At 56.7% G+C, this 13,644-nt stretch carries 14 protein-coding genes; 1 reads left to right on the top strand and 13 read right to left on the bottom strand.

From position 1 onward, the window contains the following. The first annotated feature begins 57 nt into the window (after nucleotides 1-57). Nucleotides 58-1,218 (top strand): iron-containing alcohol dehydrogenase, encoded by a 1,161-nt coding sequence (locus tag GQF03_RS15330; protein WP_161340152.1) that lies wholly within the window; start codon nucleotides 58-60, stop codon nucleotides 1,216-1,218. A 29-nt stretch (nucleotides 1,219-1,247) separates the two neighbouring features. Here the strand turns inward: GQF03_RS15330 and GQF03_RS15335 are convergent, their stop codons facing one another. The 13 genes from GQF03_RS15335 to rplS form a co-directional block, all read right to left on the bottom strand. Further along, nucleotides 1,248-2,540 (bottom strand): MFS transporter, encoded by a 1,293-nt coding sequence (locus GQF03_RS15335; RefSeq protein WP_161340153.1) that lies wholly within the window; start codon nucleotides 2,538-2,540, stop codon nucleotides 1,248-1,250. Between the two features lie 103 nt (nucleotides 2,541-2,643). Beyond that, complete coding sequence (locus tag GQF03_RS15340; RefSeq protein WP_161340154.1) at nucleotides 2,644-3,222, bottom strand: FMN-binding negative transcriptional regulator; 579 nt, start codon at nucleotides 3,220-3,222, stop codon at nucleotides 2,644-2,646. A gap of 99 nt (nucleotides 3,223-3,321) precedes the next feature. Continuing rightward, complete coding sequence (locus tag GQF03_RS15345) at nucleotides 3,322-4,098, bottom strand: succinate dehydrogenase iron-sulfur subunit (RefSeq protein WP_161340155.1); 777 nt, start codon at nucleotides 4,096-4,098, stop codon at nucleotides 3,322-3,324. Between the two features lie 18 nt (nucleotides 4,099-4,116). Then, nucleotides 4,117-5,910 carry a succinate dehydrogenase flavoprotein subunit gene (gene sdhA / locus GQF03_RS15350; RefSeq protein ID WP_161340156.1) on the bottom strand — a complete coding sequence of 598 codons (1,794 nt, stop codon included), beginning with the start codon at nucleotides 5,908-5,910 and terminating at the stop codon, nucleotides 4,117-4,119. 9 nt (nucleotides 5,911-5,919) lie between these two features. Next, complete coding sequence (sdhD, locus tag GQF03_RS15355) at nucleotides 5,920-6,300, bottom strand: succinate dehydrogenase, hydrophobic membrane anchor protein (RefSeq protein WP_161340157.1); 381 nt, start codon at nucleotides 6,298-6,300, stop codon at nucleotides 5,920-5,922. Nucleotides 6,301-6,303: 3 nt separating this feature from the next. Beyond that, nucleotides 6,304-6,693, bottom strand: a complete 390-nt coding sequence (sdhC, locus tag GQF03_RS15360) for a succinate dehydrogenase, cytochrome b556 subunit (RefSeq protein ID WP_161340158.1) — start codon at nucleotides 6,691-6,693, stop codon at nucleotides 6,304-6,306. Between the two features lie 97 nt (nucleotides 6,694-6,790). Next, nucleotides 6,791-7,855 carry a MaoC family dehydratase gene (locus GQF03_RS15365; protein ID WP_161340159.1) on the bottom strand — a complete coding sequence of 355 codons (1,065 nt, stop codon included), beginning with the start codon at nucleotides 7,853-7,855 and terminating at the stop codon, nucleotides 6,791-6,793. A 12-nt stretch (nucleotides 7,856-7,867) separates the two neighbouring features. Further along, nucleotides 7,868-8,743, bottom strand: coding sequence for an HpcH/HpaI aldolase/citrate lyase family protein (locus tag GQF03_RS15370; RefSeq protein ID WP_161340160.1), 876 nt, complete (start codon nucleotides 8,741-8,743; stop codon nucleotides 7,868-7,870). A 182-nt stretch (nucleotides 8,744-8,925) separates the two neighbouring features. Next, entirely contained in the window at nucleotides 8,926-9,948 is a 1,023-nt protein-coding gene (locus tag GQF03_RS15375) for an aspartate-semialdehyde dehydrogenase (protein ID WP_161340838.1), read from the bottom strand. 70 nt (nucleotides 9,949-10,018) lie between these two features. Then, nucleotides 10,019-11,131: a 3-isopropylmalate dehydrogenase gene (gene leuB / locus GQF03_RS15380; protein ID WP_161340161.1), complete on the bottom strand. Its 1,113-nt coding sequence runs from the start codon at nucleotides 11,129-11,131 to the stop codon at nucleotides 10,019-10,021. 33 nt (nucleotides 11,132-11,164) lie between these two features. Then, the gene (gene leuD, locus GQF03_RS15385; RefSeq protein WP_161340162.1) at nucleotides 11,165-11,770 is read right to left on the bottom strand and encodes a 3-isopropylmalate dehydratase small subunit; all 606 of its coding nucleotides are present in this window, start codon (nucleotides 11,768-11,770) and stop codon (nucleotides 11,165-11,167) included. A gap of 12 nt (nucleotides 11,771-11,782) precedes the next feature. After that, nucleotides 11,783-13,189, bottom strand: coding sequence for a 3-isopropylmalate dehydratase large subunit (leuC, locus tag GQF03_RS15390; RefSeq protein WP_161340163.1), 1,407 nt, complete (start codon nucleotides 13,187-13,189; stop codon nucleotides 11,783-11,785). 65 nt (nucleotides 13,190-13,254) lie between these two features. After that, nucleotides 13,255-13,641 carry a 50S ribosomal protein L19 gene (gene rplS, locus GQF03_RS15395; protein ID WP_161340164.1) on the bottom strand — a complete coding sequence of 129 codons (387 nt, stop codon included), beginning with the start codon at nucleotides 13,639-13,641 and terminating at the stop codon, nucleotides 13,255-13,257. Between the last annotated feature and the right edge of the window lie 3 nt (nucleotides 13,642-13,644).

Raw genomic sequence — 13,644 nt, forward strand, 5'->3', positions numbered from 1 at the left:
GCCAATGCCTTTATAGTTTCACAAGAAGCTAATAAAAAAGACTGCAGCGGGGAGAAAATGACGGATCCAGCATTTCCGAATATGGCCGACATAAAGGATCGGCTTGTCATCAACCGGAATATTTCCGATGCCGTGGCGTCAATCGCCGAAACGGAAAACAGCCCCCGAATTCTTGTTTCCATCTCCCGCAGCCTAAACGCCAATTCGCCGATCGTCGACGAACTCAAGATAAAACTCGGCGATGCAATCGTGGATGTGGTCAGCGCCCTTACCGAGCATACGCCGTATGACAGCGTATTCGAGCTCGCCGCGGCAATTGCCGATAGCCGGGCGACACACCTGCTGTCGATCGGCGGCGGCAGCGTGATTGACGGCGGAAAAATCGGCCTGCTGGTCGCCAATCTGAATATCAAGGACGCCGCGGATCTCGAGGGATTGAGTTCAGCCGGCGGAAAGCGCCCCGACATTTCGTCCTGGCCCATTAAACACATAGCGGTACCGACGACGCTATCCGGCGCCGAATTTACCCCAATTGCCGGCGCGACCAGCAGCATAACTGGCCGAAAGACGGGATTCGCCCATGCTCATCTGGTTCCGACCTTTATTGTGCTGAGCTCGGAGCTGAGCCGATACACGCCGGAAAGACTTTGGCTTTCAACCGGCATCCGCGCGGTCGATCACGCGGTGGAGACCATCTGCGCGCCGGCTGTCGATCCGGAAACCGCCGATTTTTGCGCAAAAGGCCTTGGCCTGCTCCATGAAGGAATGCTCGGCACCCGGAATGACCCCGAGGATCTTGTGCACCGGGAGAACAGCCAGCTCGGCGTCTATTATGCGACAGCGGGCATTTCCCGCTACCGAATGGGCGCAAGTCATGGTCTCGGATATCTCCTCGGTGTCATTGGCCATGTACCCCACGGAATCACGTCCTGCGTCTTTCTGCCGGCTGTGCTTGCCTATAATCTTCCGGCAACCGATGGCCCGCAGACGACATTGGCCGAGGTGTTGAAGGTCGCGACGGCCGCCGATGTATCACCTGCCGTCAAACAGTTTATCGGCGATCTCGGCCTGCCAAACAGGTTCAGCCTGCTCGGCATTTCAGACGAGGCGGTCGGCGAAATCAAATCGGCCGCCCTGACCCATCCGGTCGTTCAGGCCAATCCGCGGCCGATCACCAGGGTCGAGGATGTTGCCGAAATCATTTCGCTATCCGGTTGACTTTCTTTTCCGGATGACCGGCGCCATCCCTATTTCACGAAGGCGCGGTGTCGGGTTTCCTTGTAAACGAAAATCGCGACGGCGAGTGAAATGGCCGATGCACCGCCAACCCAGTACGCCGGCATGATTGGATTTCCGGTTGTGGTCACCAGCCAGGTGACGATCATTGGCGTAACGCCGCCGAACAGCCCAACCGCCGCATTATACGCCACGGCATAGCTTGTACATCGAACGGCAGCCGGCAACATTTCAACATTCGCAGCGGTTGCCGCACTGGAAACACAGGCAAATCCGAGAACGAAGCCGAATTGCCCCAAAAAGATGAGGGGCAAGTCCGCTGTATGAATCATCGCGAAAAATGGGACCGAGCCGAATGTCAGGAGCATGTATCCAAAAACGAGGACGGGCTTCCTGCCAATCCGGTCGCATAGGTAAGATGTCAGCGGAATCAGCAACAACAGAATGATCATGCTGCCGGTGTTAATATTCAGCGCCTCTTCCGCCGGGAGTTTATCTATGACCTTTAAATAGGTTACGAGATAGACAAAGGCCACATAGAAGGTTACGGCATACCCGATATCCAGAAGGATCACCTTGATTACGTCGGCATAATGCGTAACGAAGGTGTCCTTTACCGGCGAGTCCGATTTTTTTGCTTCCTCATCCGCGTCCATTGCCCGCCGCACCAGATAGCTCGTCAGCGCGACGAGGGAGCCAAGCAGGAACGGTATGCGCCACCCCCAGCTTGCCAGCGTCTCGTCGCCAAAAATCGTCGCGACGGCGCCGCCAATGCCTGAACCGAGCATGATGCCGAAAATCGCGCCCCACATGCTCCACATGCCAAAAAAGCTCCGCCTGCTTTCCGGCGCGCGTTCCACCATGAAGACAACAGAGCTGGTATATTCGCCGCCGACTGACAGGCCCTGCATCATCCGCAACAGGACAATCAGTATCGGCGCGAGGATTCCGATCGTCTCAAAATTTGGCAACAATCCGATCAGCGTCGTCGGCACCGCCATAGCCAAAACCGAAAGCGTGAGCACCCGCTTCCGTCCCAAGGTGTCCCCGATATGTCCGAACAGGATTGCGCCGATTGGCCGCATGAGGAAGCCTGCGGCAAAAGCGCCGAACGCGGAAATAAGCGAAATCGCCGGATTTTCTGAGGGAAAGAATTGCGTACCGATAATGCTGGCGAAATAGCCGTAGACGGCGAAATCGTACCATTCCATAACATTGCCGATCAGTCCGGCCACGACAACCTTGCGCCAGTTCGACGCCGCAGGCCCACCGCTCTCCAATTTCTCCGAAACAGTATCCGACATAAATCAACCCATAGATGCTAAAATTTTGACGGGCATATAGTCGCCGCATATTCGCATCGGGTCAAGAATTTCTACGGGAAGTTTATTATAATGGAACCCGCTTCTACTTCCAAAGCGTGCCAATCGCCGCTTCGACCGCCGCCTGGTCTTCCGCGCTCTTGTTCTGTCCGAGTTTCGCTTTCCCCTCGATTCGGCTGATCGGGATTTCGAAGGCGACAATCCCGCGCATCAGGCCTTCCAGCCGTTTGCCATCGAGCTGATCGGCCCGCCATGGCGCGGCCCGGTCTTTCTCGTTGTCAAAGGTAAGCCGATCCAGGAGTTCCCGGACCTTCTCCCGTTCCTCGATGATCGCGGGCGTGCCATAGGCGTGCACCGCCACGTAGTTCCATGTCGGGACATTGATATCCGTCGCATAGTAACTCGGTGAGATATAGGCATGCGGTCCCTGAAAAATGACCAGCGCCTCCCTGTCCTCGAGGCATTTTCCATGTGGATTGGCGCGCGCCATATGGGCGACCAGCGTCCCAAACTCCCCGCGCTTTTCATCATAGGCGAAGGGAAGATGCGTGGCGAAAGGCACGCCATCATCGCCGGTGGAGACCAGAGTGGCAAAGGACGCTCCGGGCAACAGCCGGATCAGGGTTTCCTTGCCGGGAACGGAAAAATGCGGAGGGACATACATCGGCTTATTCCATAAAAAAGACCGCTTAAAGAAGCGGCCTTATTTAAGCGACAAATTGGTTCGAAACCAGCGCCAATTTCTGCAATCTGTTGGAACCAGTTACCGGCGTTCCACCATCATCTTCTTGATCTCGGCGATGGCTTTCGCCGGGTTCAGGCCCTTCGGGCAGGTGTTGGTGCAGTTCATGATCGTGTGGCAGCGATAGAGCCGGAACGGGTCTTCAAGATTGTCGAGACGCTCCCCCGTATGCTCGTCGCGGCTGTCGATGATCCAGCGGTAGGCCTGCAGCAGGATGGCCGGGCCAAGGAACCGGTCAGAGTTCCACCAATAGCTAGGGCAGGACGTCGAGCAACAGGCACAAAGGATACATTCATAAAGCCCGTCGAGCTTCTCCCGATCTTCCTTCGACTGTAGCCGTTCCTTCGACGGGGACGGTGTTTCCGCCTGCAGCCAGGGCTTGATCGATGCATATTGCGCATAGAAATTGGTGAGGTCCGGCACCAGATCCTTCACCACCGGCTGATGCGGAAGCGGATAGATATTGATATCGCCATCGATCTCGTCCATGCCCGTGGTGCAGGCCAGCGTATTGGTGCCGCCAATATTCATCGCACAGGAACCGCAAATCCCTTCCCGGCAGGAGCGGCGGAACGTCAGGGTCGGATCGATTTCGTTCTTGATCTTGATCAGCCCGTCCAGAATCATCGGTCCGCAGGTATCCAGATCGACATAATAGGTATCAATGGTCGGGTTCTGATTGTCATCGGGTGACCAACGATAGACATTGAACGTCTTTAAATTTGTCGCACCTTCCGGCTTCGGATGGGTTTTGCCAGTGCCGACCTTTGAATTCTTGGGTAATGTCAGTTCAACCATTTTTCATTCCTAACGCGCTTAGTACACACGTGCCTTTGGTTTGATGTAATCGATCTCGTCGGTCAGCGTGTAGTCATGCACCGGCCGGTAGTCGAGCTTCACCCCGCCATTATCGCTGTGATAGGTAAGCGTATGCTTCATCCAGTTTTCATCGTCGCGATCGGGGAAATCCTCATGCGCATGCGCACCGCGGCTCTCCTTGCGATTTTCCGCCGCCGTCATCGAGACAACAGCCTGTCGGATCAGGTTATCCAGCTCCAGGGTTTCCACGAGATCCGAGTTCCAGACGAGGGAGCGGTCGGTCGTCTTGATGTCGGACATCCGGTTCCATACCTTGTTGATTTTTTCAACGCCCTCGGCGAGCGTCTTGCTGGTGCGGAAGACGGCGCAGTCGTCCTGCATGACACGCTGCATATTGTCGCGTACCGCTGCCGTTGAACTTCCGCCATCTGCGTGCCGGAATTTATCAAGCCGCGCAAGGGCCGCATCACAGGCATCTGCCGGCAACGGCGAATGGGCCTGACCGGGTTTCACCACATCCTTTGCCCGGAGCGCCGCCGCCCGGCCAAAGACGACCAGATCGATCAGGGAGTTTGATCCGAGACGGTTTGCCCCATGAACGGACACACAGGCGGCTTCACCCACCGCCATCAGGCCCGGAACAACCGCGTCCGGATTGCCGTCCTTCAGGTCGACAACTTCCGCATGATAGTTCGTCGGGATGCCGCCCATGTTGTAATGCACTGTTGGCAGCACCGGAATGGGTTCCTTATGCACATCGACGCCGGCAAAAATGCGGGCGCTCTCCGAAATGCCGGGGAGGCGTTCATCAATCATCGCCGGATCAAGATGGTCAAGATGCAGGTAGATATGGTCATTGCGCGGACCAACGCCGCGGCCTTCGCGAATTTCAATGGTCATCGAACGGCTAACGACGTCACGGCTCGCCAGATCCTTGGCATGCGGTGCGTAGCGTTCCATAAAGCGTTCGCCTTCCCCGTTGACAAGGAATCCGCCCTCACCGCGCACACCCTCGGTGATCAGGCAGCCCGCGCCATAAATACCGGTCGGGTGGAACTGGATGAACTCCATATCCTGAAGCGGCAGTCCCGCGCGCAACACCATGCCACCCCCATCACCGGTGCAGGTATGAGCGGAGGTGCAGGAGAAGAAAGCCCGGCCGTATCCGCCCGTCGCCAGCACAACCATGTGCGAGCGGAACAGATGCAGCGTCCCGTCTTCGAGGCACAGGCAAAGAACGCCCTTGCAGGCTCCATCCTTGTCCATGATCAGGTCGAGGGCGAAATATTCGACGAAGAATTCCGTGTCGTGCTTGAGGCTCTGGCTGTAGAGCGTATGCAGCATGGCATGCCCGGTCCGGTCTGCCGCCGCGCATGTGCGCTGCGCCGCCGGGCCTTCACCGAACTGGGTGGTCATGCCGCCGAAGGCGCGCTGATAAATCTTGCCTTCCTCGGTCCGGCTGAACGGCATGCCGAACTGCTCCAGCTCCAATACCGCTGCCGGCGCTTCCCGGCACATATATTCAATGGCATCCTGATCGCCGAGCCAGTCAGACCCCTTGACGGTGTCATACATATGCCACTGCCAGTTATCATCGCCCATATTGCCGAGCGAGGCGGAAATACCGCCTTGCGCCGCAACGGTGTGGCTGCGTGTCGGGAACACCTTGGTGACGGCCGCCGTCTTCAGACCGGCCGCGGCCATGCCCATCGTCGCGCGCAAACCCGCACCGCCGGCGCCGACGACAACCACGTCATATTTATGTTCTGTAATTGGATAGGCTTCTGACATGATTTTTCTCTAACCCCCGAGCGCAAGCTTCAGGACAGCAAGCGCCGCGCCCAGACCGACGGCCGCGCATAAAAAACTGTTAAGCAGCAACAAAAAGACCTTGGTGCTTTCCGTATGAATATAATCCTCAATCACGACCTGAAGGCCGAGCTTGAGGTGATAAAAGGTTGTGGCGATCAACAGCAGCATCACAAGCGATATGAAGGGCTGGCCCAGGACGTTGCGAACATGATCGTATTCAGCGCCGACAAGACTGATGACGCATCCAAGGGCAATCAAAAAAAGCGGTATCATGGCTATTGCCGTGATCTTCTGATGCCACCAATGCGATGTCCCTTCCTTTGCGGAACCAAGACCACGAACATTTTTTAACGGGGCTCTCATTTCCATGGTTCAGGCTCCTATGGCGTAGGCGATTATCCAGGTGAGCAAGGTGAGGACGACGGACGCGATGATCGCCGCCATACCTGACTTGCGCATGGTCGGCAACTCAAACCCCTTGCCCATGTCCCAGAACAGATGCCGAATACCGTTGCAAAGATGATAGAATAACGACCAGGTAAATCCGAACAGGACGAGCTGTCCGAACCAGGAGGACATGAAGGCGCTTACTGTCGCATAAGCTTCCGGCCCGCTGGCGACGGCAATCAGCCACCAGGCCAGCAACAATGTCCCGACACCAAGCGCGATACCTGTGGCCCGATGGGTAATTGAGGTAACCATCGTAATCTGCGGCTTGTAGATTTGCAGATGTGGCGATAGCGGTCTTTCAATTTTCGCCATGTGGAAGTCTTTCTCGCTGATATATTTCCATATTTTATTCTTTTTGCCGAAGAGTTTAAGCCTCCTCAATGGCAAGTCAATAGAACTATGTGCATATTTACACCGCCATCGTCTTTTTTGGCAAGATAACCCAGTAATCAAGATCCAGAACAACCGCGGGATCGCGCTTTCCGTCTTCCTGCTTGTCCGGGAAGCTATCGCAGGGCATGTCTTTCGTCGCAATCGTCCGGATGCGCAAGGCGCCCGCCGTCTGATTGGACGCCAGTTCAGCCTTCTCCAGCACCTCGCTCCAGGCATAGATGGTGTGGCCGGCAAACGTTGGCGCGGTATGCGATCCGCCGTTGATTGCCCCAATTAGCTGCGCATTGCCGAGGCCGTTGAACGAAAGGGCGCGCGCAAGAGAGATAATATGACCGCCGTAGATCAACCGGCGGCCGAAACGGTCGTGCTGCATCTGGTGCTGATTGAAATGAACTTTCGCTGTGTTCTGGTAAAGCCGCGTCGCCATCATATGCTCGGCTTCCTCAATCGTCATGCCGTCCACATGATCGATCTTTTCCCCGACGTCATAATCCTCGAAATAATGCGGCGAGCCTGCTAGTGTCGCGTCAAAACCAGAGAAATCCAGACCTTCGGGCAGGGAGATAAAGGACGGATCGACGCGATCGGGAAGGTTCGGAACCACCTCTTCCGGCGCCGGTGCCTTTTCGTCTTTCTTGCGCACCATGACCCAACGAACATAGTCAAGGACAGTCGCCCCCATCTGGTTGGTACCGGTGGAGCGGACATAGACGACGCCGGTTTTGCCGTTCGAATTTTCCTTAAGGCCGATCACCGTCGAGCTCGTTTTCACCGTATCGCCCGGAAACACGGGCGCCTTGAACTGGACATCCGCATAACCGAGATTGGCGACGGCGTTCAGGGAAACATCGGGCACGGTTTTACCGAAGACGACGTGAAAGACCAGAAGATCGTCAACCGGCGCCGCATCAAGTCCGCACTCCATGGCGAAGCTGTCTGCCGACTGCAGGGCAAAGCGCCCGCCGTAAAGCGCCGTATAAAGCGACACATCGCCTTCCGTTATCGTGCGCGGCGTCGCATGGTCGAGGACCTGTCCGACTTTGAAATCCTCGAAATAGTTGCCAGGGTTCGTTTTGCTCATCAGATGCCCCCTTTATTCCGCGGCCGCGGCAATTGCATCCGCCATGGCAACCTTCGCCTTGGCAATCTCGACATGGAGATTTTCCACGAGCTTGCCATCGACAAGGACAACGCCCTTGCCCTCCTTCTCCGCCGCCTCAAAGGCCTCGATAATTTTGCGGGAATGGGCGACTTCCGCCTCTGAGGGTGCGAAGACCTCATTTGTTGAGGCGAGCTGTTTCGGATGGATGAGTGTTTTGCCGTCAAAGCCGAGCTCCAGCCCCTGAACGCAGGAGGCATGGAAACCGTCATCATCCGCGAGATCGAGGTAAACGCCGTCCAGAACCGTCAGTCCATAGGCCCGGCCCGCCAGCAGGCAAAGCCCGAGTGACGTGATCACCGGCAGGCGCATGGGCGTATGCTGGGCCTGAAGATCCTTTACCAGATCCGATGTGCCCATGACAAAGCAGTCGATGCGCGGGCTTGCCGCCGCAATTTCCTCCGCCTTCAGGATACCGAGCGGCGTTTCCATCATGCACCAGATCTTCGTTTTCCCGGGCGAGCCGGCTTCGGTCATTATCTTTTCAAGCTTATGGACCTGCGCGGCGCTTTCGACTTTCGGTAAAAGAATGGCGTCAGGACCGGCCTTTGCCGCGGCGATGATATCGTCTTTCCCCCAAGGCGTATCCAGGCCGTTGACCCGAATGATGATATCACGCTTGCCATAGCCGCCGGAGGCTGCATTCGCGCAGACGATGTCGCGCGCCTCTGCCTTGGCATCGGGAGCTACCGCATCTTCGAGATCGAGGATAAGGGCGTCCGCCGCGAGCGTTTTTGCTTTTTCCTGCGCGCGGGCGTTGGAGCCCGGCATATAAAGAACCGACCTGCGGGGGCGAATGTTTTTTGTCATTGGTGATCCCTCGGGCGTGGCGCCCTTTTCTTTTGTCATCAGTCAATTGAGAAATGCGAGGCGCATCATAAAGGGTTTTTATTGCGACGCAACAATTAGGGGCAAATATATGAGGACGCAAAAAAGGCCCGGCGCACCATCAATTGCGTCGGGCCCATTTTTCTTTCGGGTCGTTGAAGCGACTAGGCCGCTTTTTTCAGATACTCGCGGCCAACCAGTTCGGCGATCTGAACGGTATTCAGCGCCGCGCCCTTGCGGAGGTTGTCAGAGACGCACCACAGATTGATGCCATTTTCAATCGTTGCATCATCCCGGATACGCGAAATGAACGTCGCATAGTCACCGACGCATTCCACCGGCGTAATGTACCCGTTCTCTTCCGGATTATCGACCACCATGATCCCCGGCGCTTCGCGCAGAATTTCGCGCGCGCGGTCTGCCGACAGTTCATTCTCGAACTCGATATTTACGCTCTCCGCATGGCCGACGAAGGTCGGCACTCGCACGCAGGTCGCCGTCAACTTGATGGCGGAATCGACGATCTTCTTGGTTTCGACCATCATCTTCCACTCTTCCTTGGTGTAGCGGTCATCCATGAAGACATCAATATGCGGGATCACATTGAACGCGATCTGCTTGGTGAACTTATCCGGCGTTGGCGCGTCGTTCACATAGATGCCCTTGGTCTGGGTGAACAATTCATCCATTGCGGCATTCCCGGCGCCCGAAGTCGACTGATAGGTCGAAACAACCACGCGCTTGATCGTCGCCACATCATGCAGGGGCTTCAACGCGACAACAAGCTGCGCGGTCGAGCAGTTCGGGTTTGCGATAATATTCTTGCGGGTATATCCGGCGGCAGCTTCAGGATTTACTTCCGGCACGACAAGCGGCACGTCCGGATCCATGCGGAAATGGGACGAATTATCGATGACGATCGCGCCCTGCGACGCCGCAATGGGAGCATATTTTGCCGACACGGAGCCGCCTGCGGAAAACAGGGCGAAATCCGTTCCCGTGAAATTAAAATCTTCGAGTGCCTTGACCTTCAGGTTCTTGTCGCCGAAAGAAACCTCGCGCCCGACGGAACGTTTCGAAGCGAGCGCGACAACTTCCGTCACCGGAAATTGTCTTTCATGCAAAATATTCAGCATTTCGCGGCCCACGTTCCCGGTGGCGCCGACTACCGCAACTCTGTATCCCATGATTTTAATCTCTTCCATTTCCCGACGTTTCCACGCCGGGGGTTAAATCAATCGCGCACTTGGCAAAAAATCAACCGTTGGCCTTGTCCAACTCGCGGATGATGGCGTTCCCCATCTCCGTCGTTGACACCTGCGTCATGCCCGCTGACATGATATCGCCAGTGCGAATACCACTTGCAAGTACTTTTTGCACGGCGGTCTCTACAAGGTCCGCCTCAGTGCCCATATCGAAGCTATAACGCAACGCCATGGCGTAAGAGAGGATGGTCGCGATGGGGTTGGCGATGTTTTTCCCGGAAATATCCGGGGCCGAGCCATGTACGGGCTCGTAAAGTGCCTTACGCCGGCCCGAATCGTCCACATCACCGAGCGATGCGGAGGGAAGCATGCCGAGAGAGCCCGTCAGCATCGCCGCGCAATCGGAGAGAATATCGCCGAACAGGTTATCCGTGACGATCACGTCGAACTGCTTGGGCTTGCGGACGAGTTCCATGGCAGCCGCATCCGCATACATGTGGCTCAGCTCCACTTCCGGGAATTCGGTGTCGTGGATCTTCTGGACTTCCTCGCGCCAGAGGACGCCCGATTCCATCACATTGGCCTTCTCGCTGGAGCAAACGCGATTATCGCGTTTCTTCGCCAGTTCGAACGCGACGCGGGCGACGCGCTGGATTTCCGGCGTCGTGTAGACCTGCGTGTTGACGCCGCGGCGGATACCATTGCCGAGATCTTCAATACCGCGCGGCTCGCCGAAATAGACACCACCGGTCAGTTCGCGCACGATCATGATATCAAGGCCACTTACCAGTTCCGGCTTCAGGCTCGACGCATCGACCAGCGCATCAAAACAGACCGCCGGTCGGAGATTGGCGAAAAGTTCCAGATCCTTGCGAAGACGCAAAAGGCCGCGCTCCGGCTTGATGGAGAAATCGAGGTTATCCCATTTGGGGCCACCAACCGCGCCCAGCAGCACCGCATCCACATTCATGGCCTTCTCGACGACTTCGTCCGTCACCGGAATGCCGTGCGCATCGATGGACGACCCGCCGACCAGATCTTCATCAATGTCGAAGGAAACGGCGCGGTTGTCTTCCATCCAGTTGACGATGCGCCGGACTTCGCCCATTGCTTCGGGGCCAATGCCGTCGCCGGGCAGGATCAGCAGGGATTTGTTAGATGCCATAGCAAAATACTCTCTTGATTAACGGATCGGAAATCACAGCCAGGGCTGTGCGAGTTTGCGGCGCTCCTCGAACTCCGCGACCTTGTTTTCTTTTTTCAAGGTAAGCCCAATTTCATCGAGCCCCGTCAGCAGGCAATTCTTGTTGAACTGGTCGATCTCGAAATGGATAACGCCGCCATCCGGACCCCTGATTTCCTGCGCTTCCAAATCGATCGAGATGGTCGCGTTGGCACCGCGCTCGGCATCCTCCATGAGCTTTTCAAGCTCTTCCGGCGTGACTTCGATGGGAAGGATACCGTTGCGAAAGCAGTTGTTGTAGAAAATGTCCGCAAAGCTGGTCGACACAACGCAGCGGATACCAAAATCCAAAAGCGCCCAGGGCGCATGCTCGCGGCTTGAGCCGCAGCCGAAATTATCTCCGGCGATAAGAATTTCCGCGTTCCGGTAGGCCGGCTGGTTCAGCACGAAATCCTCGATCTCCTTGCCGTCATTGTCGTAGCGCATTTCGGCAAACAGGCTCTTGCCAAGGCCGGCCCGTTTGATGGTTTTGAGATACTGCTTGGGGATGATCATGTCCGTGTCGATATTGACAAGCGGCATGGGCGCCGCGACGGCTGTCAGTTTATTGAACTTTTCCATTGTAATCTCCCCCTACACCAAATCCCGCACATCGGTCAGATGACCCGTTACCGCAGCAGCGGCGGCCATCGCCGGGCTCACCAGATGGGTACGCCCGCCGCGGCCCTGACGACCCTCGAAATTGCGGTTGGACGTCGATGCGCAGCGATCGCCCTCATTCAGTTTGTCGGCATTCATCGCGAGGCACATGGAGCAGCCCGGCTGACGCCACTCAAATCCGGCAGCCTCGAAAATCTTGTCGAGCCCCTCCGCCTCGGCCTGAAGCTTGACGAGACCGGAACCCGGAACAATGATCGCATTGACCGTATCCTTGACTTTCCGTCCCTCGACCACCTTCGCGACCGCGCGCAGGTCTTCAATCCGGCCATTGGTGCAGGAGCCGATAAAGACATGGTCAACTTCGATATCGGAAAGCTTCATGCCCGCCGTCAGTCCCATGTATTTAAGCGCCCGCTTCGCCGCGCCGCGCTTGCCTTCATCCGCGAAATCTTCTGGCGCCGGGACGGTGCCGCTGATGGGAAGCGCATCTTCCGGGCTGGTTCCCCAGGTGACAAAGGGAATGAGTTCGCTTGCATCGAGCTCGACCTCGGTGTCGAATTTTGCGCCGTCATCGGATTTCAGTGTTTTCCAATAGGCGACTGCCTGTTCATAAGCACCGGCCTTCGGCGCATAGGGGCGACCCTTGATATATTCGAAGGTGGTCTCGTCCGGGGCAATCAGGCCGGCGCGCGCACCGGCTTCGATCGTCATGTTGCAGAGCGTCATCCGCCCTTCCATGGACAGCGCGCGGATGGCATCGCCCGCATATTCGATCACATGGCCGGTACCGCCTGCCGTTCCGATCTTGCCAATGATGGCGAGGGCAACGTCTTTCGCCGTCACACCGAGCGGAAGGTCGCCATGAACCGTCACCCGCATGTTCTTCGCTTTTTCCTGGACCAGCGTTTGCGTTGCCAGCACATGCTCAACCTCGGAGGTGCCGATGCCATGGGCCAGCGCGCCGAAGGCCCCATGGGTGGAAGTGTGGGAATCGCCACAGACGATGGTCATGCCCGGGAGGGTCAATCCCTGCTCCGGACCGATGATATGCACGATGCCGCGGCGGTCGTCCGTCATCGAGAAATAGGGAATACCGAATTCAGCCGTATTGGCCTCCAGCGTATCCACCTGCAGCTTGCTTTCGGGATCGGTAATCCCTTTTTCAATGTCCTTGGTCGGCACGTTATGGTCGGCCACGGCAAAGGTCGCGTCCGGACGGCGAACCTTGCGCCCCGCGTTGCGCAACCCTTCGAAAGCCTGCGGGCTGGTTACTTCGTGAACAAGGTGACGATCGATGTAAAGAATATAGGCTTGGTCTTCCAGTTGATCCACAACGTGACTGTCCCAGATTTTGTCATACAACGTTCTAGGGGTTCCCATTTTCTATCCTCACAAATCGTCAATTGTCCTTGTCACTAAATTCCCGCAGGTCCGCAAACGGCGCGTTATTCGCCGTTCTTGTTACCGTAACGATCCTCGCGGCGCTCGCGGATACGGGCCTTCTTACCACGCAGTTCGCGCAGGTAATAAAGCTTCGCCCGGCGGACAACGCCCTGACGAACGACTTCGATGCGATCGATCCGCGGAGAATACAGCGGGAAAATACGTTCCACGCCTTCACCATAGGAAATTTTCCGCACCGTAAAGTTGGCGTTGATCCCGCCGCCATTCCGGGCGATGCAGAGGCCTTCAAACGCCTGGATACGCTCACGCGTGCCCTCGACAACCTTCACATGGACCCGAAGGGTATCCCCGGGACGGAACTTGGGAACGGGACGTTCCGCCGTCAGCTTTTCAATCTGCTCTTGCTCTAGCTTTTCAACCGTATTCATGGC

It is taken from the genome of Sneathiella chungangensis (assembly GCF_009882935.1).
In the GTDB taxonomy this organism is placed as follows: Bacteria; Pseudomonadota; Alphaproteobacteria; order Sneathiellales; family Sneathiellaceae; genus Sneathiella; species Sneathiella chungangensis.